Origin of the sequence: Floridaenema evergladense BLCC-F167, assembly GCF_041929205.2 — a bacterium.
GTDB lineage: Bacteria > Cyanobacteriota > Cyanobacteriia > Cyanobacteriales > Aerosakkonemataceae > Floridanema > Floridanema evergladense.
Window position 1 is genome coordinate 5,449,927 of the sequence record NZ_CM171625.1, and the last position, 24,840, is coordinate 5,474,766.

A 24,840-nucleotide genomic window follows, 5' to 3' on the forward strand; every position below is an offset into this window, starting at 1 on the left:
AGTTAATCAATGGGATTATCAAATTGTTTGGTAAAGCGATCGCCTAGCTTGCTGTTAAGCTTATCGCTTAAGCAATCTACCCAGCGATAGAGTAAAGTGATAGAAGTTTTACTAGCATGAGTTACTCTTGCGGAAGTAATGCTAGAGAAATTCGGTGAACTAGTTGAGGCAAGCACTTTAATTATTATTGTTAGAATTACGGCTTGCCATAATCTTTTTACCATTACTCACTCCTCTTTGACTGGAGAAATACCCATGTTGGGTAATCAACCGTTGCGATTTTACTGGGGTGATGGAAAAGCTGACAAGTAAAATCTGAATATTGTTCCTAGAACCAACTTAAAATAATTAAGGCGATCGCTAACCAAATCAGAAAGCAATAGCGAGTAAGTAAGGTTGCTTGTTTAATTTTATCGGCAGTAATTGGGTAAATTGGATCTCCCAATAAAGGTTTCTGTTTCGCTACCCCACGATACCAATTAGTACCTCCTAACTGTACGCCGAGCACGGCAGCATAAGCACACTCACTCCAGCCAGAATTAGGACTAGAATCTTTCCTGGCATCCCTACGACATATTTGCCAAACATACAAAGGTCTACCAGATAAAATTGCTAGGGTGATAACTAATAATCGGCAGGGTAGCCAGGTGAGAATATCTTCTTGTTTGGCACTAAACCATCCTATATATATATAAGGATATTCTCGATAACCTACCATTGAATCGAGAGTACTGGCAGCTTTATAAGCAAGTGCTAAAGGAACGCTTCCCACTCCTGGTAAAAAAGCACCTAAAATAGCATAAAACAGCGGTGCCATCACTCCATCGGTAGCATTTTCGGTGACTGTTTCTAAAACTGCCCGGAAAATTTCTGTTTCGGTTAATTGTTCGGTGTCTCGTCCAACATATCGACTTAAAATAGCACGAGCAGCGGCGATGTCTTTTTCGTTAAGTGTTTGTAATACTTCTTCTCCTGCTGCTCTTAAGCTACGTCCGGCAAAACAAGTTGCTAGTAAAATACTTGCTATTATATTTCCTAATAAAGGATGTAACCTTTGGGCTGCTTGGACGATTAACCAACCGCTGATTCCGCTGATAGTTACTAATCCGATCGCTAATCCAATCCCAGCACTTCGTTGTATGACAGGATGGTGCAAATATTTCTCGATAAATTTTTGCAAATTATAAATTATCCATCCCATGAGCCGCACTGGATGAGGCCATCCCCAAGGATCTCCTATTAAATAGTCTAGTGTGGCTGCGATCGTTAGAATTACTTGATTATTACTCAACTGACTAATGACTAAACAATAAAACTTGTTTCTTCCCCTAAAGCTGCTTGCCAACTTCGGGCATCATAGTATAAGTCTTCTAAGGTAATACTGTACAGTGCTTCTTTTAATTTTTGATGCAATCGTCGCCAGATAGTAAACGTTACCCAATCTTCAGCTATTTTGGCATCGGGAGAGTGGCGGGGTAGCGGCTCAATTGTTTCTCCAACTGCTGCTAAAATTTGTCCTAATGAAATTTTATCCGGGGAATTAGCTAATCTATATCCTCCTTGCGATCCCCGTACTGATTCTACTATCCCCGCACGCCGCATTTCTATAAGTAACTTTTCTAAATATGAGGCGGGGATTTCTTGCCGTTTAGCGATCGCTTTGACAGAAGTCGGCCCATATCCTGGCTTTTGACTTAAATCTAAGAGTGCCTTTACACTGTAATGTCCTTTAGTAGTCAGCTTCATCTTTACTTTACAATATTGAAAATTTTCCGCAGATTTATTGAATAATTTCCTTTAGCAACCACCATCCATAAGATAGATGTAGGTAGTTCGATCGATCGACAGTGATTATCTATCAAGTTTATCTAACTCTCCTCTAAAAGAGTCAGCTGATTAATCCCCAGCAAAATATCATCAATATTTACCTTTACTATCTTGAACAATTTACAGCTAACGATATAAGATAGATTTGTGAGCTGATAAAAAGCGATCGCTTCCTAAGCATAGCAAAACACAACTCACGCTCCGATACTATAAACTAGTTGAAGCAATTCTTTTTGAGTCAAGTTAATGAATAAAGGCAAAAAGATCGAACCCTTAGTAGGAGAAGCTCTCTTAAAGAAAGTCAAAGAGCTAGACAACCTAAGCAAAGAAGAAAAGGCAAAAGCCTGCGGTTACTACACTGTTACTAAAAATGGTGTAGAGCGTGTAAACATGATGAAATTCTTGAATGCTCTGATTGATGCCGAAGGCGTTCAGTTAGACAGCAAACAAGGTGGAAATGGTCGTGGCGGACGCAGTGCCAGCTATCGAATCAGCGTACAATCTAACGGTAACTTATTAATTGGTTCAGCTTACACATCACAGATGGGTTTGCAACCAGGAGATGAGTTTGAAATTGCTTTAGGACGCAAGCACATTCGATTACGCCAAATTGATAGTGATGGAAATCCTGCGGAAGAGGAATAATTTCCCCTAAGTAGTTAGATAGTAAAAGTAGATTGTAACGCCACAACCTCACAAAAATCTTGGCTGAAGAGAAGCTCAAATATTTCTAAGTTAAGTAACCGAAACCGAGAACAAATTAAACTGCATCTTTAAAGACGCTAGAGAATAATTGCTGGATTGTCAATATCGGCAAATTCTCGGAAAAATACATTGTGAAGCAAAGCATTTGTCAGTGAAAACTTTACGCAATGCAGCTGCTTCTCAATAAAAAAGACCGGGAACTCGCTTTTAGCCGTCAGGCTGAGCAAAACTTCCCGATCGAAACAAAGATACCTTATTTGATTGTAATGATGCAGCGTTGAAAGTGTTCAAACGGTTTGTTTAGCTTTAGACACAGGCAACTCTTGAGCCAACATGGGCAGGTAACGATTAATAGCTTGATGAGTAATTGCTACAGTACAAGCTAAATTAATCCCATCCTGTTCCAATAAACCTAAAACTTGCTGAGGATTATCTGGCGCTACTACTGGTAGCTGATGCAAACCACGCGCTGCCATACGGGATAAGGCATCAGCTAGAGATTCATCTTCGTAAGCGTAAAGTATCTCTCTGGTGCAAATATCAGCCAATTTTTGGTCAAGGATATTATAACCAGAGGGACTTGTTTCGGTGCGTGCGATCGCTCGATTAATATCTTGTAGAGTAACCAAACCAATTAACTGCTCTTGCTCATCAACCACCAAAGCCGTATGGCAGTGATGATTTGTTAAAGAAACACCAGCCTCCAAAACAGGTAGAGAATCAGGAAGTAGCAACTTAGGTGGCTGCATAGCCGCCGACACAGGCATTTGTTTTAAAACCTCATGATTTAGGTTTTTGCTCAAATTTACACCCATCTGCTGAAGATTCAAAGCTTGAGTCGCACTTGGTTTAAGTAATTCCACCAACCACACACTCAAACCCACAGCAGCCATCAACGGCAAAACAATCCGATAATCTCGCGTTAACTCAAACATCAACAAAATCGCCGTTAGCGGTGCTCGCACACTGCCAGCCAAAACCGCTGCCATCCCCACCATCGCATAAGCAGGCGGCCCCGCCATACTAGCACTCATTCCAGGCAAGACAACAGCCAGAGTTTTCCCATAAGCAGCACCTAAAGATGAACCCAAAAACATCGCTGGCGCAAACACACCACCAACCAAACCACTACCCACACTCACAGCAGTCATTACCAGTTTCACTACTAGTAACACCACCAACAACTGAAGGGGAAACTCCACATCTTGCAGCATTGCTTCTACAGTTTCATAGCCAATACCTAAAATTTGCGGCCATTTTAAAGCGACTAACCCAACACACAACCCACCAATTACCGGATGAACAAAGCGAGGAATTTTACCCAACCAAGTAAAGCCTTTAACTTGTCCCTTAAAGCAACGTCCAGCAGTTTGAATGGCTTGGGTATAAGTCAGAGATACCAAACTAGCCAGTAAACCCAAACCCATGTATAAAGGTAACTCTAAAGGACTGCGAACCTCATAAACAGGCAGACTAAAAGCAGGTTGTGCCCCCAACCCAATTTGGGCAATTAACGCCGAAACCACAGCCGCTAACAACACGACACTAACTGCCGAAGTCGCAAAAGTAGTTCCCAATACCACTTCTAAAGCAAAAAACACCCCAGCAATCGGCGCATTAAAACCCGCCGCTAAACCCGCTGCCGCCCCTGCGCCCAACAGTAAACGATGCCGTTCTTGAGAAACTTGCAGCACTTGACCAAGTAACATTCCGAAATTCGCCCCAATTTCTACGCTTGGCCCTTCTGGGCCTAAAGAAGCCCCAGTTCCTAAAGATACCGAAGCGGCAACCATTTTCGTCACTGGTCTAAGTTGGCGGGACATATCATTTAAGGAACCCTGAGTAGCCGCAATCATTGAAGAAATGCTGGGGCCTAAATCTTGCCAGCGCCAACGCATTAAACCGACTATTAGGCCACCAAGAGTAGGAACACAAGCTAAAGTCCAAGCTCCCCAACGAGAGATTAGTCCCATAAAATGTTCTAGGGCGAGACTATGGATAAGTTCAATCAAATAGTGAAATGTGACTATTCCCATGCCAGTTCCACCACCGATAAGTACTGCTAAAAGCATGACTACTGTTTCCGGTGATGGCTGGAGACGATTGAGAAGTCTTGTGAATAGGGGAGAGGAGTGAGAGGTAGGTTCAGAATTTCCCGTATCTGACAAAGGTGGTTGATTTAGACGTAAATTAACGGGGGGAATGGAAGTCATTATATATGAATGTGAGTATATTAAGTATTTAGAGAAAGCTAAAATTTTGTCAGAGGCTTCTCATATAAATTTTAACGATAAGGAAGGCTAAAAGTATGCAGTTTTCTTAGTTAATTTAGGTAGAATAGGATATGGAACTATATGTGAATTTGTCTTTTGAATAAATTTATCTTTATCTTGCCTTCGTTGCTGAAATTATGAAATGTTAGTAAGGGTGGGTTTTGCTTAAAGTAATCTTCTGAAAGCACTAGCTCATTAACAATGACCAATTGCTGGACGCTATGGGCGACAGCAGGTTTAGTAAATTGCACTGAAAAAAGGCACAACCTGTGAAAAAGTAGGAAATTCTGATGAATGCTCACACTTTTGATGGCAATTCTGTTACTTGCCCTATTTGTTATCGTTCTCAGGGAAGGAAGCTGGGTAATGTGGGTGGTGGATTATATATGTGTCCCTATTGTCATGAACGCTTTGTAATTAGTCAAAGCGGTCATTATGTAAGAGACCCCCTCTCATTTCCCAGACAGCGAACGGATGGGCAAAGGCTGCGTCGCCAAAGTCGTCCTTTAGCAAGAATAATTCGTGATTTTCGCATTGCCAGACCAATTTCTTTAATTGCTATTATCGGCGGTGCTATTTTTTTAGGCTACACTGTAACAACTTTAGATGAAAAACCTGCGGAACAGAATCCTATTCAGCAATTTATGGATTGGGTTACAAGGTCTACAGATTGATTTTAATTGAGAGTATCCGCAGCCGGATAAGGGACAAGGAAACGAGGGAACAAGAGGAAATTCATTAATTCAAATGTCCCTACCATGCAAGACTGCTCTCGTTCCTTTTTTCAAAAGTTAGTTGTTTAGTAATATTTGTCTTTGGTGACTAAGACCCAGCTAGCTTCTGATTCTAGGGTGTTTGTTTTGACTTGACCAATAATTTTCACGGGTTCTAGGTTAAGTTTTTTGGGGAAATATGACCTGAGTAGGAAATAGGGTGAGGGTTCTTTTTGCCAAATTTGTTTTAGTTGGTCGTCAGTGGCGGGAATAACTTGGTGTTCGCTGTAAAAATCTAATGAGGGGCGAAAAGCTGGGTGAGAGGTGTAAATTTTCTGAGTAGGGGGTAGTTGGCTTTTTTGAATCATTTGGGCGACTGGTTTGACTGGGTATTGTTCGGCTATTTCCCAGATCCAATTATTGGAGTTCATGAGGAGAAATAGGGAGAGGTAACTGCCCCAAAATAAGATGATGATGAATTGTAGGTCACGTTTAAACATTAATACAATGGCGATCGACATTGTTAATGCTATGGCAGTCAATGTTAGGACTAAATCAATTTCTATTTGCGGTGTGAATCTGGCAAAGTAAATGCAGCCTGCCCAAGAACCAATTGCTAAGATGCTTAAAAGGGCAACCCAAGACCGGGGAAAGGGTTTGGTGCTAGGCCAATTCCAAAGTTCTGCTAATTGTGCGCCGATTAATAGGGCTAATGCTGGGTAAATTGGTAGGACATACCAGGGCAGTTTGGTGGTCATGATGGAGATGACAAGTAAGTAAAGACCACCCCAAATTAGGTTTAATTTTGCCCAACTAAGGTTGCGATTTTCCCAAGCTAAAATTAAGCTATTTGGCAGAAATATTAACCAAGGCCAGTTGTATTTGAGGATTTCTAAAATGTAGTACCAAGGTGGGCCTGCATGGTTGTCAACTCGATCCCAAATGCGTTTGAGGGATTGGTTAAATATGCCTTGGTTGATGAACATTTGAACGTAGGCTGGGTCTTGGTGTAGTAGTTGGGCGGCATACCAAAAGGTGGCGGGTAAACTACCGATGATGATGCCACTCCAGAAGTAAATTGATGTGAGTAATCGGGGCGTGTCCCAGGCTATGAATGTTAGTGCGATCGCTCCTAATAATACACTTAAAAAACCTTTAGTTAAAGCAATCAATCCCAATCCAATCCCCACACCCAAGCAGTAACGTAAGTCCCGACGACAGCGCAATAAACACCAAATTGTCAAGAGAAAAAAGCACAATATTGCCCCATCTAACATCGCTAAACGCCCATGTCGCACCACTGGTAATAAGGTGAGGTAAACTAAGGCGCTAAAAATAGCCCATAACCTTCTTATGAAGATTTCTCGCCCCACGCCGTAGAGTAGGGGTACGGAAAGGGCTGTTAATATTGCCCCTGGTAAGCGAGTTGTCCACTCATTAATAATTCCTGCTATTGCGTAAGTGTTGGCGATGAGAATATGAACTAAGGGGGGTTTGTTGATGTAAGCTTCTCCCGCTAACGTGGGATAAAGCCAACGTAACGAGCCTGGGGGTGCATTGTATATTTCACGGGCAACTTGGGCAACTATTCCTTCGTCCCAGTCTCGCAAAGGCAGACCACCTAGATTGGTTAGATAAAGAGTTAATGCTGCTATTAGCAAGCCGATGACCCATAAGCGGTCTAGCAGGATTTCGGTGCGGTACATTTGGCTTTTTGGCTGACGCAGCTGAAACAGTTTCCGGTACATGGTGGTCTAACTCACGATAAGAAATTCTAGAAATATTAGTCTTGTGATAGATGTCGATAAGAAAACTTACCTTATGTAGTAAAGGTTATTTTAATGCTAACCTTGGTTAAATTATCCGCTGAATTAGGAAGGCAAAACGCAATACTCTAGCATGAAAATAAAGATTTATCTATGTTTAAGGTACAATGCCATTGAGATTTGTAATATTTTTAGTGTGCAAAGTTTTATAATATAATAATAGAGATAGTAAAAATTTCAATCTCAGAAATCTGCCGAACTCTATCTGCAAAATCTCTGAGATGTAAGATTTCCAACGAAAATTTTTTTAGTTATGGTGATTGAAAAAGGTTTAGGGTTAAAAGGAAGGGTCGATCGGGAAAGGAAAATTCTTAACCTTTCGGTTTTACTTTTTAACTCAATAATTTAATTATGTCAAGATGTCTGTGATGGGGCGCTGGTTTCGTCTAATCCCCCGATTCATCAAGGTGACGCTACCAGTACTTGACAGGAATACTAATAATTATGTCGAATACAATTTTTTTTTCGATCGCTCACATCCTAGTCGATACGAAGTTGTCAGGTGGATTAGAAAATTTCATTATTGCTTGCTGTTACTTTTTAATTAGTGTTTTGATATTTGGGGATTTATGGCGCAATCGCAAAGTAGCAGTTAGTCGGTTAACTATTTTAATAGCGAGTTTATTTTTAATTATTAGTGGAACTTACATTTTTCCCAAAATTACGATCGCGATTGAAAAAATTTTCATATTGGGAAATTGGGTTGAGATAGTACCTGCGATCGCTTTTTTTCTGATATATCAACGTTATCAGTTTTTACTCAATTCAACTCCAACTAAGGAATCTAACCAAGAGTTAGAACAAAGATTGCGGGAAGCTACAGAGAAATTACAACAGCAAAGTCATTCTTTAGCAGAAGCGCAAGCTAATTTGGAAAAAATTCAGCTACATTTAGCTAAAATAGAAAGGTTAACAATTTTAGGTCAGTTGGTTGCTGGTATTGCTCATGAAATTAATAATCCGATTAATTTTATCTATGGCAATTTGCCATATTTAGAAGAGTATACCCAAGGATTACTAAAAGTTGTTGAGGTTTATCAGGAAAATTATGCAGATAATTTGGAGATTGAAAAGGTGAAGGAGGAAGTTGATTTAGATTATGTGCGATCGGATTTTCCTTATATCATTGCTTCTATTAAATTAGGAGCAGATAAAATTTTAGAATTAGTTGAAAATCTGCGAAATATTTATGGTGCAGATGATTCGCAAATGAAACCAGCAAATATTAGTCGAGGCATCGAAAGTAGTTTATTATTGTTGTATAACTTTTACAAAAATAAGATAGAAATAATTAAACAGCTTGAGGAATTGCCCCTAGTAAAGTGTTATATTAATCAAATCAATCAAGTATTTTTGACTTTGCTTGGTAAAGCAATAAATACTTTGTTAGAATCCGAACCTAATTCTGATAATTTAGCAGAAAAACAAATTATTGTTAAAAGCAAAAAAATTAGTAACGATCGAGTAGCAATCCAAATATCCTTGAATGCAGAAGTTAAAGAACGAATATTTGAGCCAATTTTTCATCCCAAATTAATCGGAACTGGATTGGGGTTGTCAATTTCTCATCGGATTATTACCGAAGTTCATCAGGGAAATATTTATTGTCACTCTAAATCAGAAACAGGCACAACTTTTACTATAGAATTACCAATTAATCAGAGCGATCGATCTTAGATTTTTGATTGTATTTTCTAAACGAATCTATCTGTAGGTAGAGGTAAAAACTAGCGATCGAAGCAAGTATTTTTTACCGCAAATCGCTACAATATTTGGTTTAGAAGAATCAAGTTAAAATTGTGCCACCCATCAACTTTTGATAGCGGTATTCTAACTCAGCTTTGAGCAAAGAATTCTGTAAATGTTGGTCTTGCAACATGACTAATTCTGCGGCATCTCGCGCCAAATTTAAAACTTCTTGATCTTCTACCAAACTAGCTAAAGCAAAGTCAGGTAAACCAGATTGTTTAGTTCCTAAAACTTGTCCGGGACCCCGAAAACGCAGATCCATTTCTGAGATAAAAAAGCCGTCTTGAGATTGTTCTAAAACACTTAAACGTTGACGAGAATCGGCAGAGGTACTACTACTCATTAATAAACAGTGAGATTTATGGACACCACGACCAACTCTACCTCGTAATTGGTGTAATTGAGATAAGCCAAAACGTTCGGCATTTTCAATTAACATTACTGTGGCGTTTGGTACATCTACACCGACTTCAATTACTGTTGTAGCTACTAATATTTGGGTTTTATTTTCTCGGAAATCGTTAATTGCTTCATCTTTTTCGGCTGAAGTCATGCGACCATGAAGCAAGCCGATTTTAAATTCAGGAAATATGCTTTCTTGTAATTTTTCGTATTCTACTGTGGCTGCCCTAACATCTAATTTTTCCGACTCTTCAACTAAAGGGAAAACAATATAAACTTGTCTGCCTTGCACAAGTTCTCGGCGGATTAAATCGTAAGCTTGGCTGCGTTCTCTTCCCGATAAAGCTACGGTATTAATTGCTTGTCTTCCAGGTGGCAATTCATCGATTTGACTCACATCTAAATCCCCATGTAAAGTTAAGGCTAAGGTGCGGGGAATGGGGGTTGCTGTCATGGTTAAGACGTGAGGTTGTGCGCCTTTTTGTTGTAATTTGGCACGTTGATGAACTCCAAAACGATGCTGTTCGTCAATTACTACTAAACCTAAACTATGAAAGTTTACTTTATCTTGAATTAAGGCATGAGTTCCTACTAATAAAGGTAATTCTCCGGTTTCTAATTGGGCGTGAATTTCTCGGCGTTTGGCGGCTTTTGTGGAACCTGTTAACAGTTCTACAGGCAAATGTAAGAGGTTAAACCAACTAACTAATTTGCGATAATGTTGTTCGGCTAAGACTTCTGTGGGTGCCATTAATGCTGCTTGATAACCTGCTTGAATGGCGGCGAGAATGGCGACTACTGCTACCACTGTTTTACCTGCACCTACGTCTCCTTGAACTAATCGATTCATGGGTGTAGGTTTTTGTAAATCGTTAAGAATATCGTTGATTACTCTTTGTTGTGCGCCTGTTAATTTAAAGGGTAATACTTGATAGAATTGTTCGATTAGTTTACCTGTGGGGGCTAAAATTGCTGAGGCTTGAGTTTGGCGTAATGTTTGACGGCGTTTGAGAAATCCTAATTGTAAGTAAAAGAATTCGTCGAATACTAAACGTCTTCTAGCTGCTTCTTTGCTGGCGCTATCTGTGGGAAAGTGAATGTTATTAATGGCTTCTGGTAGTTTAATTAATCCGTAGCGATCGCGCAATCCCTCCACCAAAGGGTCTTGAATTTGCGAGGTTGCTGGTAACACCGTTATCACCGCTTGTCGCACCACATCAGCCGGAACTCCCTCAGTCAAGGGATAAATTGGTACGACTCTACCAATATTAATTGATTCAATATTATCTCCCGGATTAGCTAACAATTCCATTTCTGGATCTTGCAAAGTTAAACCATATTTTGTCTCTTTAACTAAACCAGATGCGGCAATTATTGAACCTACAGGATAGCGGCTTTTTATTGATTCTTGCCAACCGCGATTAGTGTATTGATTACCTGCAAAAAATCTACTGATCCGCATTTTACCATAGCGGTCTTGTAAGACAATTTCTAAAATAGTTAGTTTCTGATTTTTCGGACTAGTAAAACATTCACAACGTTTAATAGTGGCGACAATAGTTACGGTTTCGCCAGCTTCTAATTGCGAAATGTCAACTCGTTGGGAATAGTCAATATGATCGCGAGGATAATAAAATAGTAAATCTCGAACTGTGTAAAGTCCTAATTTTGCTAAATGTTTACTTCTGGTAATTCCTAATTTGGGGACTTCTCTTAAAGGTTGATCTAAGGAAATTTCTGATTCGGTAATTGGTAGTTGGTAGTTGGTAGTTGGTAGTTGTTTTAAGCTTTCGTTGTTTTCTAATTTCTCTGTAAATTTACTTCTTTGTTGCCAAATCTTTTGGCATTCTTCCTCAGAAGCTTGGAGGAATATCTTGGCTAATTTAACTAAATTTTCTCGTTCGCTGATTGGTAAGTTGGGATATTTCGCAAATCTACTTGCCATTTCTTGCCAGTTTTTGCGCCATTCTGTATTTAACATTGTGGGAGGTTTACCAAAAGTTAAGCAAAGAAATTCACTAAAGCGATATTGATTGCCTATTAAGTCAACAAAACCGCTTTTTTCTTCTACTTCTAAGGCTTTTTGCCAGCGCACCCAATCGGGTTGAGGATTAGTCATAAATCTACTTTCCGATTTTGGATTTTAGATTTTTAGTTTAACAAATAACCAAGGAAATAGGGATAATTGCCATGACAATTGACAAATGACGAATGACGAAAACCCAATAACAATTATTCATCAAACCAACTAGCACGCCAAGCTAATTCGGCTTCTGCGATCGCTTTTTCCCGCTGTTTTTTCTGATATTCTCGACGAGTTGTATGCAGTTTTACGGAAAGGTTTCTAATTTGCTGACGCATTGTTGTTAGTGTAGAGTCAGGAAATTCGATTTCTGATAACCGGAGATGAACTGCTACTAAATGTGTAACGGTAGAACTTTGAGATTCTCGATCGCTTTCTGTCTCAATTACTAAGTTTAACAAATTTGGCGGCCCAGGCATTGTTTCCGCTGCTGCTTCCACTTTAGCCGCTGCTTCCAACACAGGTTCGGGAAGTTTTTTCGGCAATATTCCTGCTTGTTGTAATTTTAAATTACTGTCACGAGACAGTTTTTGCAGACTTTTAGCGATCGCTTTTTCTAATCTTTCTTGCCATTGCAACAAAGCTTCTGGATTGGTAATTTGAGTATTTGGTTTTTCGCTTGTCGATTCAGCATTACTTTCTTCCCAATCAGATTCAGAAAACGGAGAATTTTCACTCTTTTCCTGCGGTTCTCCTTCGCCAATTCTTTCCTCAATTAATTCTTGAAGTTGGCTAAATTCCAAATCATTCATTGGCAAGGAACGAGCTTTTTCTTGCATGGGAGAGTTAACCTTAAGAACTAATTCTTGTGCAGTACGATCTGCCAATTGCTTAATTGATTGTTGTAATTTTTGGCGTTGACTAAAAGACAAACTGAGAAATTGTTCTGGATAACTTTGCGTACATAAATGATAAGTTGCTACAATCAATTGTTTCTGAATTCCTTGACCTAACGCAGTCATATAGCGACTGTAGCTATTGTAAAATTCTTCTGCGAGTTCTGCGATCGTCTGCTCTAGTACCTCAATTTCCCGTTGAATTCGCTCAATTGCTTTAGCCATAATCTTACTAAAAATTTAATAAATACACAAAGCATTGCGGTGTTAAACTAACATTACCGCAATGCTGAAAATCTACGAAAGTATCACCTAGCTTCCCCCTTTTTAAGGGAGAGCTAAGGGAGATAATTAGGAGAGCGAAGAGGTTATTTATTACCTCCCATTTGGGCGGCAACTTCTTCAGCAAAGTTGCTTTCTTCTTTTTCTAATCCTTCACCGAGTACAAAGCGGACAAAGCGACGAACTTGAATATTTTCCCCCAACTTAGCAATAGTTTGCTTAATCAAATCTTCCACCGAGATATTTTGATCTTTAATGTAAGGTTGATCCAGCAAGGTCATCTCTTTGAGGCGTTTTTCAATCCGTCCTTGGACAATCTTTTCTTTCACGTTAGCTGGTTTATTGCCCAAATCATCACGCCCCATTTCGATCGCTTTTTCCTTTTCCACAACCTCAGCTGGGATATCGCTAACCTTAACATACTCAACGTTAGGGCAAGCAGCAATTTGCATAGCGATATTCTGCACTAAGCTTTTGAAATCTTCGTTACGGGCAACAAAGTCTGTTTGGCAGTTTACTTCCACCAAAACTCCCACTCTGCCACCAGTATGGATGTAGCTACCCACTAATCCATCTGTAGCTGATTTGGTTTCAATCTTACCAGCCTTGAGCATACCTTTTTGCCGCAGCCAGTCGATCGCCTTAGTAACATCACCGTCAGTTTCTTGGAGTGCTTTTTTGCAATCCATCATTCCTGCACCCGTTTTTTGGCGCAGTTCTTGAACTAGTTTTGCAGATATTTCCGCCATCTCTTGCCCTTACCTAATCTAGTTTTTACGGATTCAACGTGATTATTCGTCGGAATCTTCGTCTTCGTCAGAATCTATGAAATCACTTTCATCGTATTCCAGATCGTCTTCCGCACCTTCGTAATCTTCGTAATCTTCTTCTTCAGGTACATCTAGTTGACCGTGACGACCTTCGTAAATCGCATCTGCCAACTTACCTATGATTAGCTTAATCGATCGAATCGCGTCATCATTTGCCGGAATCGGAATATCCACCACATCTGGATCGCAGTTAGTATCTAACAAAGAAACGATCGTCAATCCTAGTTTCTGGCACTCTTGAACTGCGTTATATTCCCGTTTCTGATCCACAATTAAAACCACATCGGGAATTTTCCGCATCAACTTAATGCCGCCCAGATATTTTTGCAGCTTTTCCATTTCTCGGCGCAAAACGGCAGTTTCTTTTTTCGGCAACAAATCAAGTGCGCCGCTTTCTTGCCGTCTTTCTAAATCTTTCAGCCGTTCGACTCTGGTTTTAATAGTCGTCCAGTTGGTCAGCATTCCGCCTAACCAACGTTGGTTAACATAGTAAGCACCGCAACGAGAAGCTTCTTGGGCAATAATCCCAGCTGCTTGGCGCTTCGTACCAATAAACAGGAATTTTTTCCCTTGTTCTGCCGCAGTTCGCATGAAGGTGTAAGCTTCCTCCATCAACTGAGCAGTTTGTACTAGATCGATGATGTGTACCCCGTTACGAGATGTGTAAATGTACGGGGACATTTTTGGATTCCAACGGCGAGTTTGGTGCCCAAAGTGAACACCAGACTCCATCATTTGAGCCAAAGAGACAACTGGCATAATTTTTGAAACTCCTTTCGGGTTAATCCTCCATCTGAGGGGATCTCTGATAACTTTTTGTCACAGAAACACCCGAAACCTCAGATGTGTGATTTGTGTGATTTTAGACAGCAATTTCTAAACTAGCACAATTTGGTAAAACCAGGAAACAGATTTTCCCGATTTAGATTGTTAGCCCGTTATTCGGAAACAGTGAGTTCGTGAATATTTTTCAGTTGAGTTGCTGTCTTGGTAGTGGGGTCGTAAGTCCAAGCTCTTAGGATGACTCTACCTGTGGGCAAACTATCAGCTTTAAATGCAGTAGTCCAGCCGGAGTTTTTGTAGCTGGGATTTTTTATAGCTTTGGCTACATCAGGTCGAGCTAACTTGACATTGGCGATCGCGACAATTTGATTACTATCTGGTAAGGTAATAATCACTTTTTCAGCTGCTTTGGTTTTTTCTGGGATAATTGCCCAACCAGTCAAGGTAACGGTGCCATTTTTGCTAACGTTATGTTTTAGCGCCCCAGAGTTATTAACTGCATCAAAAAAACCATTTAAAACAGCGGGAGGCGGTGTCTGAAATTTAATTTCGCTGACATCTTTAACACCCAAGCTACTAATATCGGTAGCTGGTGTGGGTTTTTTTTGTCCAGCAGGTGCGGTGGTGCTGACATTAGCGGCATTGTCCGCTGGTGGTGGGTTGGTATTTGTAGCACTTCGGGTACTATCAGAACAAGCAGCTACTAAAACAGCTAATCCTGTAACCACTCCTAAAAATTTTGCCCGATTAAGCATATTACATCTCACATTTAAAAGTGAATTGCTGTATTTGGGGAAGCTGTTACTTCCTGAAAAAACATTCCATACCAAGTCGGTATGTGAAAATAGCCTTATTAACATACCATATCTTTGCTATTTTAGATTTTAGATTTTAGATTTTAGATTTTAAAGGAGTGAAAATCTAATTTTCTAAATTACAAATCTTTTATAATTGATGCTTGATAAACTGCTTTGACGTTGTACCAATTCAGAAAAATCCTGGCAATTTCTAAGGCTAGTTGTGGTTTACCTTGGTTGATTAATGCTTGTAATAATGGAGCTAGAGTGCGTTCGTTCAGACGACCCCCTAAAGATAAAATTCCCCAAAGTAACCGATGTATCCAAGTCATTTGAATCATCATTCTGACTTCCCAGCTAGGATGTTTTTGATAAAATAAAACTCCCATGCGTCCCCGTTGAATTTCTTTTTCAATTAAGCTGGGAATTTGGTTTAAGGCAAAGGGTGGATGCCAATGATAGCCAACTGCGGCGGGACATTTAATTAGCTTTAAATCGAATTTTTTTAAGCGAACTCCAAGTTCTAGGTCTTCCCAACCATAAAGTTGAAATTGGGTGTCAAATAATCCGGCTTTTTCGAGCCAATGTCGGGAAATTGCCACATTTCCGGTAGCAAAATATGCGGCGGAAAAATCGGTAATTTTATAAGGTTCGGCGGTGGGATTCTCGAAGTTACAGGTATTAATTACTCGTCCGTAGGTAAAAAGCCGATCGCTCCCGATTTTCTGATATCCTGCTACTAAAGCATCGGCATGGGCTTGCAGGAAATTTTCTGTAACTACTAAATCGCTATCAATAAATATAATCGGATCACCGATCGCATTTTCCACACCTAAATTCCGAGCAGCGGCTGGCCCTTGGTGACTTTGCTGAAATAATTTAACATGAGGCAGTTCAGCAGCCTGGGATGCCAACCAAGACAGGGTATTATCAGTAGAACCATCATCAACCAATACCACCTCGTAGCCAGTAATCGGGCTATTTGGGGAAAAATGCTGCTTTTCTAAAGCTTTGAGGCATTTTTCCAGAATCGGTTGACGATTATAAGTAGGAATGACAACGCTGAAAAACACCTAAAAGATAACTCACAGCTTTAGTTGGTCAAAGGAATATGTTACGTGGCGATCGGCTTGGTGTCAATCTGGGGACTGGGGACTGGGGACTGGGGACAAGGGCGAGTTATGAGTTTTGAGTTATGAGTTTTAAGTTATTAATTCAAAACTTAAAACTTAAAACTCATCACTAACGAAGGGACAAGGGGACTTTTGACCTTCTGTTTTCTGCCTTTCCTAGTCCCTAGTCCCCAGTCCCCAGTCCCTAGTCCCCAGTCCCCAGTCCCTAGTCCCCAGTCCCCAGTCCCCAGTGCCCAGTCCCCAGTCCCCAAAAAACTGTGCTTTGGGGGACAGATATCGATCGCTATTAGTAGATAATAAGAGTTTGTCTTTTTAGGCTTTTGGTTTTATTGCAGCTACTTTAAAGGAAAATTGGCGATGAAAGCACAGGATTTAATAGGGAAAACAGTTGCATTTGCCGGATCGGGTGGGTTAGATAGTTGTACAATTACTCGTTGGCTAACAGATATTGGGGTAAATGTTGTCTGTTTTACTGCTGACTTGGGACAACCGGATGAGGAGGATATTGAAGCTGTTCGCCAGAGAATGTTGCAAGCAGGGGCAGTGGATTTTGTATTATTACCTGCTAGAGATGCGATCGCCCAAGTAGGTGTAGATATAATTCAAGCACAAGCTTGTTATGAAGGACGCTATTGGAATACAACTGGAATTGCCCGTTGTGTATTAGCCAAAGCGATGATTTTGGAGATGAAAAAACGGGGTTTAACTATTTTTAGTCATGGCGCTACTGGTAGAGGAAATGACCAAGTACGCTTTCAATTAATTACTAATATGTTAGCTCCTGAATTTGAAGTTTATGCTCCTTGGCGCGATGAGGAATTTTTAGCCCGGTTCCCTGGACGTAGCGAAATGATTGATTTTTGTCAGGAAAAAGGATTGACTGTTTCTGCTACTAAAGATAAACCTTATTCAACTGATGCGAATTTGTTGGGTTTAACTCATGAATCTGGAATGTTAGAAGAGTTAACTACTCCGGCTCATTTTGTCAAGCCAATTATGGGATGTTATCCAGTTGATGCGCCTGATGAAACTGTAGAATTTACTGTGAGATTTGAAAAGGGTGTTCCGGTAGAAATTAATGGGAATTCTGTAGGTTTGGTGGAAGCATTTTTGCAAACAAATGCGATCGGAGGAAAGTACGGTTTAGGTATCGGTACGCACTTAGTAGAAAACCGTTTTGTTGGAATTAAATCACGGGGAGTTTATGAAAGTCCAGGGGTAGAATTGTTAGGAACTTGTTACGCTTATTTGTTGCAATTAATCTTGGATCGTCGCGCCCGTGAGTTTTACGATCAGTTATCTTTATTAATTGCCAAACAAATCTATCAAGGTTACTGGTTTGATTTAGCAACTAAGATGGCACTTCAGGCGATTAAATGTACCGCAGAGTTAGCAACGGGAACTATTAAAGTAGCAATTTATAAAGGAACAATTTCCTTTTTAGCGGCGACTGATGTAGCACATTCTTTATATTCGGAAGAAAACGCTTCAATGGAAGGTATCGGTAGCTATAATCATGCTGATTCTGAAGGTTTGTTGCGTGTTTTTGGCGTAAGTGCGAGAGTTTTAGCTACTAGCGGACAAGTGAAATTAACAGAATAGAAAAGGTGGGAATTGGGGACTTGAAAACAAGGAGACAAGGGGAGTTTTGAGTTTTGAGTTTTGAGTTTTGAGTTAGTTTGGGGAGTTTTGAGTGAAAAATTCTCAAGAGTCCCCTAGTCCCCAGTCCCCAGTCCCCAGTCCCCAGTCCCCAGTCCCCAGTCCCCAGTCCCTAGTCCCCAGTCCCCAGTCCCCTTTCAAATTCTGCCGTATTGGGCTGTAAACCTTTGGTTGGGTTGTTGTTGTTGGGATAACCAAGCCCACATTTGATCGCCGTAAGAAAAGTGCCACCATTCGTTAGGATGTTGTTGAAAATTTGCCGATCGCATTACCTCAAACAACAATTGTCGATGGGCATGATATTCTTGCTCTGGGAATTCGTTGCTATTGGCAAAGTAATCGGGAAAAGACTTAGGGGAAATTTCATCAATTTCAGAACCCATGTTAACTAAATTGCCATTTTCATCGACTAAAGTAACATCGATCGCAGCCCCTGTGCTATGAGGTGGTGGTGTGGCAGGATCGAGGCTCGGTACTGCCCAAAATTGATATACTTGTTGCCAAAGTTCTTCAATTTGGGTTTCGCTTAATTCGTCAAGGTTGAGTTGTCGATCGCTAACTAATTCAGCAAAAGTATAATCAACCATAAATTGTTGCACTGCTACTGGTCGGTAAGCATCAAATATCAAAATTCGCCAGTTAGCATGGGTTAACTGTAGTTGGTTTTGCGCTTGAATCAAGTTTTCCAGAACGGTTTCTCGGAGATAATAGGGTGAAAGTTTGCCGTAAGGTGCGTGGAGTTTTTCGTAAGCGTGAGGTGTTTGGGCGGCAAAATGTGCTAAGGGTATGGGTGTTAGGGGTTCGCCACATTCTAAAATAGGAATTTTTTGGTAGGGTTTCATTTTGTTGCGCGAATGGGTAGGTGTTTTTGGCGTTTGTGGTTTGTTTGTGCCTCAAATGGTTAATGTACAAGAGTTTGGGGTTTGTTTGGGGAAAATGTGTTCCGCGCAAAGTTTGTAATGCTTGTGGGATAAGGGTTTTGGCAAAAATCAGGTTTTGAGGTATTTACAGTCTGTGGGCGGAAATGATAAATTAATTTTGTATCGCGCAACTGCACCTCGAAAACTAAATATATTCAGGGTTTCGGAGTTCCGCCGTTTAAACTTCAATTAATCCCTTTCAGGGATTGAAACCTTGATATTCTTGCTGACACTGTGGCTCTTCGGGTTTAAACTTCAATTAATCCCTTTCAGGGATTGAAACACCAAGTAGGTAGATGGTAAGTTGTTCGTCACTGCGACGTTTAAACTTCAATTAATCCCTTTCAGGGATTGAAACGTGTTTTATTTTTGGCGTTATTACAGCCGGATCTTCGTTTAAACTTCAATTAATCCCTTTCAGGGATTGAAACTTATCTAGCCTATTACTAGGCTATCTGTGGGAACGTTTAAACTTCAATTAATCCCTTTCAGGGATTGAAACACCAACCGATTGATTTTCTAGTTTACTCAACAATTCGTTTAAACTTCAATTAATCCCTTTCAGGGATTGAAACGCCTTATTCTATCGAAGGCAGCAGATAAAGCTGCGGGGTTTAAACTTCAATTAATCCCTTTCAGGGATTGAAACTTGTAAACAGTTTACACCCCAAGACTAATTGGGGTGAGTTTAAACTTCAATTAATCCCTTTCAGGGATTGAAACTTAAAATATCAAGTATTGAAATATGGCGCAATAAAATGGAGTTTAAACTTCAATTAATCCCTTTCAGGGATTGAAACAGATTGTCGAAAACTCCTATCCTGCAAAAAAAGAAAGTTTAAACTTCAATTAATCCCTTTCAGGGATTGAAACAATAACAGAAACTTAGCCATTTATGGTTCCTCTAAAGTTTAAACTTCAATTAATCCCTTTCAGGGATTGAAACAGGGTAGGAACCTTGCCGAATTTCTCTTAATCTTTCAAGTTTAAACTTCAATTAATCCCTTTCAGGGATTGAAACGACTGAAATTTTCCAACATGGCTCATCTTTTTTGTCAGTTTAAACTTCAATTAATCCCTTTCAGGGATTGAAACGATAAATACGGAAGCTTTCTTCCTTAACTTTTTCCCGTTTAAACTTCAATTAATCCCTTTCAGGGATTGAAACCAGACAAATAGAATAAATCAATGAGCATTCCCTCTTGATTCGGTCCCAGTTTAAACTTCAATTAATCCCTTTCAGGGATTGAAACCAGACAAATAGATATCTGATTCAGGATGTGACTGATATAAAGTTTAAACTTCAATTAATCCCTTTCAGGGATTGAAACGTCCTTGAATTGCGGCAATATTAGAGTTTCTAGGAGTTTAAACTTCAATTAATCCCTTTCAGGGATTGAAACAGCCGCAATATATCCGGCTTCTAATACCGCTTCGGTAAAGTTTAAACTTCAATTAATCCCTTTCAGGGATTGAAACGCAAAATCTTGCAGCTTCCAAGAATCCTTTATTAAAGAAGGTTTAAACTTCAATTAATCCCTTTCAGGGATTGAAACTAAATAATTTGCTGTCTGTGGTGGGAGTTCCTCTGGTTTAAACTTCAATTAATCCCTTTCAGGGATTGAAACATCAATAACGCGAATTATTGTGTCCGCCAAAGACGGTTTAAACTTCAATTAATCCCTTTCAGGGATTGAAACAAACAACCAACTTTACTTAAAGGTTTACCAACAAAGTTTAAACTTCAATTAATCCCTTTCAGGGATTGAAACTTGTCAGGAATAACGCCAACAATAGCTAATGGAGATGTTTAAACTTCAATTAATCCCTTTCAGGGATTGAAACAGAGAGACTGGTACTCTAAGCCACTGGGGAGACAGGTTTAAACTTCAATTAATCCCTTTCAGGGATTGAAACACTTTGGGACAGCAGGAAAAAAGCTCTAGCTGTGATATTGTTTAAACTTCAATTAATCCCTTTCAGGGATTGAAACAGGGGACTAATTACAAATCAAACTCAATTATCGGTTAACAATAGTTTAAACTTCAATTAATCCCTTTCAGGGATTGAAACAGGGCATCACCATCATCCCCATATTTAATGTAATGGAGCCCAGTTTAAACTTCAATTAATCCCTTTCAGGGATTGAAACCCCCAATTAAGGGGGAAGAAATTAATTAAAATTCGGTTTAAACTTCAATTAATCCCTTTCAGGGATTGAAACGGGATTAACCCTAACGTGCATATCAAGTTTATCGAAAATCCAACATTTCAGCGATAATAAGAGTTAAGCTTGCTAAAACCAGAGAAACAGAGATGACAGAGAGATTAGACCGTATAGAAGCAATTTTGCAAGAAACTGCTCAACAACAGCAGCAGCTAGAGCAGCTAGTACAACAACAACAACGACAATTCACAGAACAACAACAGCAGATTACGCAACAACAACAGCAATTCGCTGAACAACAACAGCAGATTACGCAACAACAACAGCAATTCGCTGAACAACAACAGCAGATTACGCAACAACAACAGCAATTCGCTGAACAACGACAATTCGCTGAACAACAACACCAACAGCTAGTTACTCGTATGGATAGCTTAGTTTTTGAAGTGCAAAGAATATTAGGTGGATTATCTGAGAGACAAAATAGAACAGAAGCGGCGATCGAAACTTTAGTAGATGCAGTGGGAAGACTAACTAGAAATGGGGAAGCCGATCGCGCAGTTATGAGAGAAACGCAAGCTCAAATCAGAGAAATGCAAGCCGAAGTAAATCAAATCTGGCAATACTTACTTAATCAACGTAATAATGGTCATGCTTAAACAAAAATTATTTTAAATTGTTATTTATTGTTTTTCTGTTAATTCTTCTGTTTCTGGGTGACAATTACAAGCATCAACTTCTGGAACTGGATCGTAACCTCCGGGATGGAAGGGGTGACAGCGCAGAATGCGACGAATTGCCATAATCGAACCGCGCCAAGGGCCGAAACGTTCGATCGCTTGCATGGCATACTTAGAACAAGTGGGCTGATAACGGCAGGAAGGTGGAAACAAGGGCGAAATGAACATCTGATAGCCACGAATTAGCCAAATCAGTAAATTTTTCATTAAATTAAAAACTGTGTCAGATTTTCCATTCATATCTAGTTTGTGGTTTAAGATTGCGATCGCTGCCGTTTGGGTGGGTGCGATCGTCCTAACAGCTGAATTATTGCACCGTTACACCACCACAGATCCCGAAAAAATTCGCAAAGTAGTTCACATCGGAACTGGACAAGTAATTCTCCTTGCTTGGTGGCTAGAAATCCCCGCTTGGGTAGGAATTACAGCTTCTATTTTAGCGAGTACGATCGCTCTTTTATCTTATAAATTTCCCATCCTTCCCGGCATCAATAGTGTGGGACGCAAAAGTTTAGGCACATTCTTTTACGCTTTAAGTATTGGTATTTTAGTAGCTTGGTTTTGGCATATCCAACAACCCCAATACGCTGCTATAGGCATTTTAGTTATGACTTGGGGCGATGGACTAGCAGCATTAATCGGACAAAAATATGGAAAACATCCCTACAAAGTTGGCGGTATTGAAAAAAGCTGGGAAGGTTCGCTAACAATGACTATAGTCAGTTTCATCGTCACTAGTTTAATTTTATTAGCTGTGCAAGGTAACATCTGGCAAACTTATGTAGTATCAATAGTTGTTGCTATAGTCGCCACTGCTTTAGAAGCTTTCTCAAAATTAGGTGTAGATAATTTAACCGTTCCGGTTGGTAGTGCAGCTTTAAGCTTTTTGCTAATCGAATTATTATCAAGTTCTATGTAAGCATTAAAACTGGGTGGGAAATTAATTCCAGCACCCATTTTTTCTAGGAAGAAATGACACAATGTAAAGATTGGATGATAACAGGAGACTAAGCGATCGCAGAATTTCCCACAGGCAAATCGCCTAGCCTAGCAAAATTTAGTGTTTGACCTCGATTAACAATCTGATTACTTCTTTGCACAATTACTAATCTGAATCTTTAGAGGTTTTCTTGTAAGCATCTCCTTCAAAAGGTTGTACGCCAGTTTCAGGATAATTTTTGTCCACTGGAGGACTAAAAACTCTAGTTAAGGCTTCTGAGAAAAACTGAGTTACGCGGTCAAACATTTCAGGTATCTTAGCCATAAAACTGTTCTCCCTTTTTGATCTATTCGTTGTTCTATGCTAGATAGCTTTTTTGTCTATCTGATTTTTATTATCTACAAAATTCGATCGTGATTGTGCGATCGCAACACTTATTTGATTATGTTTGCAATACTTTGTCCTAGACTCCCCTAATTGTTTAGTTAAACTACTAAATCTACACATTTTTTAGTATTTGTTTATCACTCATCAAGAATTTCTCATAGAGAGACCCTTAAAAACTCTTTTGTCCCCTTGTCCCCTTGTCCCCCAGTCCCCCTGTCCCCAATCCCCAATCCCCAGTCCCCAATCCCCAATCCCCATTTCAGACAAATTTCCCAAAATCCCTTGACAATATTTTGGTAAAACTTACTATAATTGAAATAATCAAACTCGACTAGGAACTTGGGCTATGACTGTTGCCCCAGACTGGAAATGTTTAACCCCTGAAAATGCTCAACAGACAGAAACCTTAGAGGATAGGGAACTCACGCTCTCTCCCGAAAATTATAGCTTGTTGACAGACCTTTACCAATTGACAATGACTGCTTGTTATGCGGGTAAAGGATTAGATCGGAAGCGGGCTAGTTTTGAATTATTTGTGCGCCAATTACCAGAAAGTTTTGGTTATTTAATTGCAATGGGCTTAGAACAAGCCTTAGACTATTTGGAAAAGTGGCGCTTTAGTCCTGCCCAAATCAATGCTTTACGGGCAACAGGGATTTTTCAGCAAGCGCCTGCCGAATTTTGGTCGCTTTTAGTAGAATCTGGTTTTACTGGCGATATTTGGGCGGTACCAGAGGGAACGGCTGTGTTTGCTAATGAGCCTTTGTTACGGGTGGAAGCACCGTTATGGCAAGCGCAGATTGTGGAAACTTACCTGCTAAATGCTCTGAATTATCAGACATTGATTGCGACTAGGGCGGCGCGACTCCGAGATGTAGCTGGTCTAGAGGCGACTTTGCTGGAATTTGGCACTCGACGGGCTTTTAGTCCCCAAGGGGCATTGTGGGCGGCGCGAGCGGCCTTAGCAGCAGGATTGGATGGGACATCTAATGTATTGGCGGCGCTGAAGTTGGGGCAAAAACCAAGTGGTACAATGGCTCATGCTTTCGTGATGGCGTTGACGGCGACTTCTGGAAGTGAGGAGGAAGCTTTTAAGGCATTTCATGAATATTTTCCTGGCGCACCTTTGCTGATAGATACTTTCGATACTGTTGCTGCGGCTCGGATGTTGTTAGAAAAGATTAAGGCTGGGGAAATGCAATTGTCGGGCGTGCGATTAGATTCAGGGGATTTAACCAGTTTATCGCAACAAGTCCGATCGCTTTTACCAGGAGTTCCGATTTTTGCTAGCGGCGATTTAGACGAATGGGAAATTGCTAAATTAAAAGCGGCTGGTGCTTGTATTGATGGTTATGGTTTAGGAACAAAATTAGTCACAGGTGTTCCTGTAGGTGGTGTTTATAAATTGGTAGAAATCGATAGCATTCCCACCATGAAACAGTCGAGCCATAAAGTTACTTATCCTGGTCGAAAACAAATTTTTCGCCGTTGGGAAAAGGGAGAAATTCACTCTGACAGATTGGGATTGAGTAGCGAAAGTTTAGAGGGAGAACAAGCTTTGCTACAACTATTTATGAAGCAAGGGAAAAGAGTAAAACCTCCAGAAACTTTAGCGCAAATTCGCGATCGCACTAGTAATTCTGTCGCCAGTTTACCAGTTGCGACCCGTCAATTAACCCAACCCCAACAAATCCCTGTAGAAATTTCTTCAGCACTCAAAGAATTAACAGAAAAAACCAAACGCTAAAAACCTAATTCCAACTACCAACTACCAACTACCAATTACCC

General features: G+C 40.1%; 21 protein-coding genes and 1 CRISPR repeat array. Of the genes, 7 read left to right on the forward strand and 14 right to left on the reverse strand.

The window, feature by feature from the left end; translation table 11 throughout:
• Window positions 1-2: 2 nt before the first annotated feature.
• From ACE1CA_RS26270 to ACE1CA_RS26280, 3 genes are all read right to left on the reverse strand, one after another.
• The gene (locus tag ACE1CA_RS26270) at window positions 3-224 is read right to left on the reverse strand and encodes a hypothetical protein (protein WP_413277926.1); all 222 of its coding nucleotides are present in this window, start codon (window positions 222-224) and stop codon (window positions 3-5) included.
• 104 nt (window positions 225-328) lie between these two features.
• A complete protein-coding gene (cbiB, locus tag ACE1CA_RS26275; RefSeq protein WP_413277925.1) occupies window positions 329-1,291 on the reverse strand; it encodes an adenosylcobinamide-phosphate synthase CbiB in 963 nt (320 codons plus the stop codon).
• A gap of 11 nt (window positions 1,292-1,302) precedes the next feature.
• The gene (locus tag ACE1CA_RS26280; protein ID WP_413277924.1) at window positions 1,303-1,746 is read right to left on the reverse strand and encodes an Rrf2 family transcriptional regulator; all 444 of its coding nucleotides are present in this window, start codon (window positions 1,744-1,746) and stop codon (window positions 1,303-1,305) included.
• Window positions 1,747-2,073: 327 nt separating this feature from the next.
• On the opposite strand from ACE1CA_RS26280, the gene ACE1CA_RS26285 reads away from it, so the two are divergent.
• Complete coding sequence (locus tag ACE1CA_RS26285; protein WP_413277923.1) at window positions 2,074-2,472, forward strand: AbrB family transcriptional regulator; 399 nt, start codon at window positions 2,074-2,076, stop codon at window positions 2,470-2,472.
• Between the two features lie 347 nt (window positions 2,473-2,819).
• Here ACE1CA_RS26285 and ACE1CA_RS26290 read toward each other — a convergent pair whose 3' ends face one another.
• Window positions 2,820-4,745, reverse strand: coding sequence for a chloride channel protein (locus tag ACE1CA_RS26290; protein WP_413277922.1), 1,926 nt, complete (start codon window positions 4,743-4,745; stop codon window positions 2,820-2,822).
• 350 nt (window positions 4,746-5,095) lie between these two features.
• On the opposite strand from ACE1CA_RS26290, the gene ACE1CA_RS26295 reads away from it, so the two are divergent.
• Window positions 5,096-5,479 (forward strand): hypothetical protein, encoded by a 384-nt coding sequence (locus ACE1CA_RS26295; protein ID WP_413277921.1) that lies wholly within the window; start codon window positions 5,096-5,098, stop codon window positions 5,477-5,479.
• A gap of 125 nt (window positions 5,480-5,604) precedes the next feature.
• Here ACE1CA_RS26295 and ACE1CA_RS26300 read toward each other — a convergent pair whose 3' ends face one another.
• The gene (locus ACE1CA_RS26300) at window positions 5,605-7,266 is read right to left on the reverse strand and encodes an ArnT family glycosyltransferase (RefSeq protein ID WP_413277920.1); all 1,662 of its coding nucleotides are present in this window, start codon (window positions 7,264-7,266) and stop codon (window positions 5,605-5,607) included.
• Window positions 7,267-7,788: 522 nt separating this feature from the next.
• On the opposite strand from ACE1CA_RS26300, the gene ACE1CA_RS26305 reads away from it, so the two are divergent.
• Window positions 7,789-9,021, forward strand: coding sequence for a sensor histidine kinase (locus ACE1CA_RS26305; RefSeq protein ID WP_413277919.1), 1,233 nt, complete (start codon window positions 7,789-7,791; stop codon window positions 9,019-9,021).
• 109 nt (window positions 9,022-9,130) lie between these two features.
• Here ACE1CA_RS26305 and recG read toward each other — a convergent pair whose 3' ends face one another.
• The 6 genes from recG to ACE1CA_RS26335 form a co-directional block, all read right to left on the reverse strand.
• The gene (gene recG, locus ACE1CA_RS26310; protein WP_413277918.1) at window positions 9,131-11,614 is read right to left on the reverse strand and encodes an ATP-dependent DNA helicase RecG; all 2,484 of its coding nucleotides are present in this window, start codon (window positions 11,612-11,614) and stop codon (window positions 9,131-9,133) included.
• Window positions 11,615-11,727: 113 nt separating this feature from the next.
• Complete coding sequence (locus ACE1CA_RS26315) at window positions 11,728-12,639, reverse strand: hypothetical protein (RefSeq protein WP_413277917.1); 912 nt, start codon at window positions 12,637-12,639, stop codon at window positions 11,728-11,730.
• 143 nt (window positions 12,640-12,782) lie between these two features.
• Entirely contained in the window at window positions 12,783-13,445 is a 663-nt protein-coding gene (gene tsf, locus ACE1CA_RS26320; RefSeq protein WP_413277916.1) for a translation elongation factor Ts, read from the reverse strand.
• Window positions 13,446-13,487: 42 nt separating this feature from the next.
• Entirely contained in the window at window positions 13,488-14,285 is a 798-nt protein-coding gene (gene rpsB, locus ACE1CA_RS26325; protein ID WP_413277915.1) for a 30S ribosomal protein S2, read from the reverse strand.
• A gap of 179 nt (window positions 14,286-14,464) precedes the next feature.
• Complete coding sequence (locus ACE1CA_RS26330) at window positions 14,465-15,064, reverse strand: hypothetical protein (protein WP_413277914.1); 600 nt, start codon at window positions 15,062-15,064, stop codon at window positions 14,465-14,467.
• A 179-nt stretch (window positions 15,065-15,243) separates the two neighbouring features.
• The gene (locus tag ACE1CA_RS26335; protein ID WP_413277913.1) at window positions 15,244-16,179 is read right to left on the reverse strand and encodes a glycosyltransferase family 2 protein; all 936 of its coding nucleotides are present in this window, start codon (window positions 16,177-16,179) and stop codon (window positions 15,244-15,246) included.
• 417 nt (window positions 16,180-16,596) lie between these two features.
• Here ACE1CA_RS26335 and argG point away from each other — a divergent pair, with 417 nt between their 5' ends.
• Complete coding sequence (argG, locus tag ACE1CA_RS26340; protein WP_413277912.1) at window positions 16,597-17,841, forward strand: argininosuccinate synthase; 1,245 nt, start codon at window positions 16,597-16,599, stop codon at window positions 17,839-17,841.
• 194 nt (window positions 17,842-18,035) lie between these two features.
• Here the strand turns inward: argG and ACE1CA_RS26345 are convergent, their stop codons facing one another.
• Window positions 18,036-18,740 (reverse strand): M15 family metallopeptidase, encoded by a 705-nt coding sequence (locus ACE1CA_RS26345; RefSeq protein WP_413277911.1) that lies wholly within the window; start codon window positions 18,738-18,740, stop codon window positions 18,036-18,038.
• A 254-nt stretch (window positions 18,741-18,994) separates the two neighbouring features.
• Window positions 18,995-21,042: direct repeats of the CRISPR family, unit length 37 nt; unit sequence GTTTAAACTTCAATTAATCCCTTTCAGGGATTGAAAC.
• Window positions 21,043-21,134: 92 nt separating this feature from the next.
• On the opposite strand from ACE1CA_RS26345, the gene ACE1CA_RS26350 reads away from it, so the two are divergent.
• Entirely contained in the window at window positions 21,135-21,644 is a 510-nt protein-coding gene (locus ACE1CA_RS26350) for a hypothetical protein (RefSeq protein WP_486517547.1), read from the forward strand.
• 24 nt (window positions 21,645-21,668) lie between these two features.
• Here ACE1CA_RS26350 and yidD read toward each other — a convergent pair whose 3' ends face one another.
• Window positions 21,669-21,932, reverse strand: coding sequence for a membrane protein insertion efficiency factor YidD (gene yidD, locus ACE1CA_RS26355; RefSeq protein ID WP_413279357.1), 264 nt, complete (start codon window positions 21,930-21,932; stop codon window positions 21,669-21,671).
• 13 nt (window positions 21,933-21,945) lie between these two features.
• Here yidD and ACE1CA_RS26360 point away from each other — a divergent pair, with 13 nt between their 5' ends.
• Complete coding sequence (locus ACE1CA_RS26360; RefSeq protein ID WP_413279352.1) at window positions 21,946-22,644, forward strand: diacylglycerol/polyprenol kinase family protein; 699 nt, start codon at window positions 21,946-21,948, stop codon at window positions 22,642-22,644.
• Between the two features lie 186 nt (window positions 22,645-22,830).
• Here ACE1CA_RS26360 and ACE1CA_RS26365 read toward each other — a convergent pair whose 3' ends face one another.
• Window positions 22,831-22,989, reverse strand: coding sequence for an isochorismate synthase (locus ACE1CA_RS26365; RefSeq protein ID WP_413279351.1), 159 nt, complete (start codon window positions 22,987-22,989; stop codon window positions 22,831-22,833).
• A 409-nt stretch (window positions 22,990-23,398) separates the two neighbouring features.
• On the opposite strand from ACE1CA_RS26365, the gene ACE1CA_RS26370 reads away from it, so the two are divergent.
• The gene (locus tag ACE1CA_RS26370) at window positions 23,399-24,799 is read left to right on the forward strand and encodes a nicotinate phosphoribosyltransferase (RefSeq protein ID WP_413279350.1); all 1,401 of its coding nucleotides are present in this window, start codon (window positions 23,399-23,401) and stop codon (window positions 24,797-24,799) included.
• Window positions 24,800-24,840 lie beyond the last annotated feature (41 nt).

Bases quoted from the DNA above. Each gene is read 5' to 3' on its own strand.
- ACE1CA_RS26270 (WP_413277926.1), bottom strand. From the start codon at position 224: ATGGTAAAAAGATTATGGCAAGCCGTAATTCTAACAATAATAATTAAA.
- ACE1CA_RS26280 (WP_413277924.1), bottom strand. From the start codon at position 1,746: ATGAAGCTGACTACTAAAGGACATTACAGTGTAAAGGCACTCTTAGAT.
- ACE1CA_RS26285 (WP_413277923.1), top strand. From the start codon at position 2,074: ATGAATAAAGGCAAAAAGATCGAACCCTTAGTAGGAGAAGCTCTCTTA.
- ACE1CA_RS26290 (WP_413277922.1), bottom strand. From the start codon at position 4,745: ATGACTTCCATTCCCCCCGTTAATTTACGTCTAAATCAACCACCTTTG.
- ACE1CA_RS26295 (WP_413277921.1), top strand. From the start codon at position 5,096: ATGAATGCTCACACTTTTGATGGCAATTCTGTTACTTGCCCTATTTGT.
- ACE1CA_RS26300 (WP_413277920.1), bottom strand. From the start codon at position 7,266: ATGTACCGGAAACTGTTTCAGCTGCGTCAGCCAAAAAGCCAAATGTAC.
- ACE1CA_RS26305 (WP_413277919.1), top strand. From the start codon at position 7,789: ATGTCGAATACAATTTTTTTTTCGATCGCTCACATCCTAGTCGATACG.
- recG (WP_413277918.1), bottom strand. From the start codon at position 11,614: ATGACTAATCCTCAACCCGATTGGGTGCGCTGGCAAAAAGCCTTAGAA.
- ACE1CA_RS26315 (WP_413277917.1), bottom strand. From the start codon at position 12,639: ATGGCTAAAGCAATTGAGCGAATTCAACGGGAAATTGAGGTACTAGAG.
- tsf (WP_413277916.1), bottom strand. From the start codon at position 13,445: ATGGCGGAAATATCTGCAAAACTAGTTCAAGAACTGCGCCAAAAAACG.
- rpsB (WP_413277915.1), bottom strand. From the start codon at position 14,285: ATGCCAGTTGTCTCTTTGGCTCAAATGATGGAGTCTGGTGTTCACTTT.
- ACE1CA_RS26330 (WP_413277914.1), bottom strand. From the start codon at position 15,064: ATGCTTAATCGGGCAAAATTTTTAGGAGTGGTTACAGGATTAGCTGTT.
- argG (WP_413277912.1), top strand. From the start codon at position 16,597: ATGAAAGCACAGGATTTAATAGGGAAAACAGTTGCATTTGCCGGATCG.
- ACE1CA_RS26345 (WP_413277911.1), bottom strand. From the start codon at position 18,740: ATGAAACCCTACCAAAAAATTCCTATTTTAGAATGTGGCGAACCCCTA.
- ACE1CA_RS26350 (WP_486517547.1), top strand. From the start codon at position 21,135: ATGACAGAGAGATTAGACCGTATAGAAGCAATTTTGCAAGAAACTGCT.
- yidD (WP_413279357.1), bottom strand. From the start codon at position 21,932: ATGAAAAATTTACTGATTTGGCTAATTCGTGGCTATCAGATGTTCATT.
- ACE1CA_RS26365 (WP_413279351.1), bottom strand. From the start codon at position 22,989: ATGGCTAAGATACCTGAAATGTTTGACCGCGTAACTCAGTTTTTCTCA.
- ACE1CA_RS26370 (WP_413279350.1), top strand. From the start codon at position 23,399: ATGACTGTTGCCCCAGACTGGAAATGTTTAACCCCTGAAAATGCTCAA.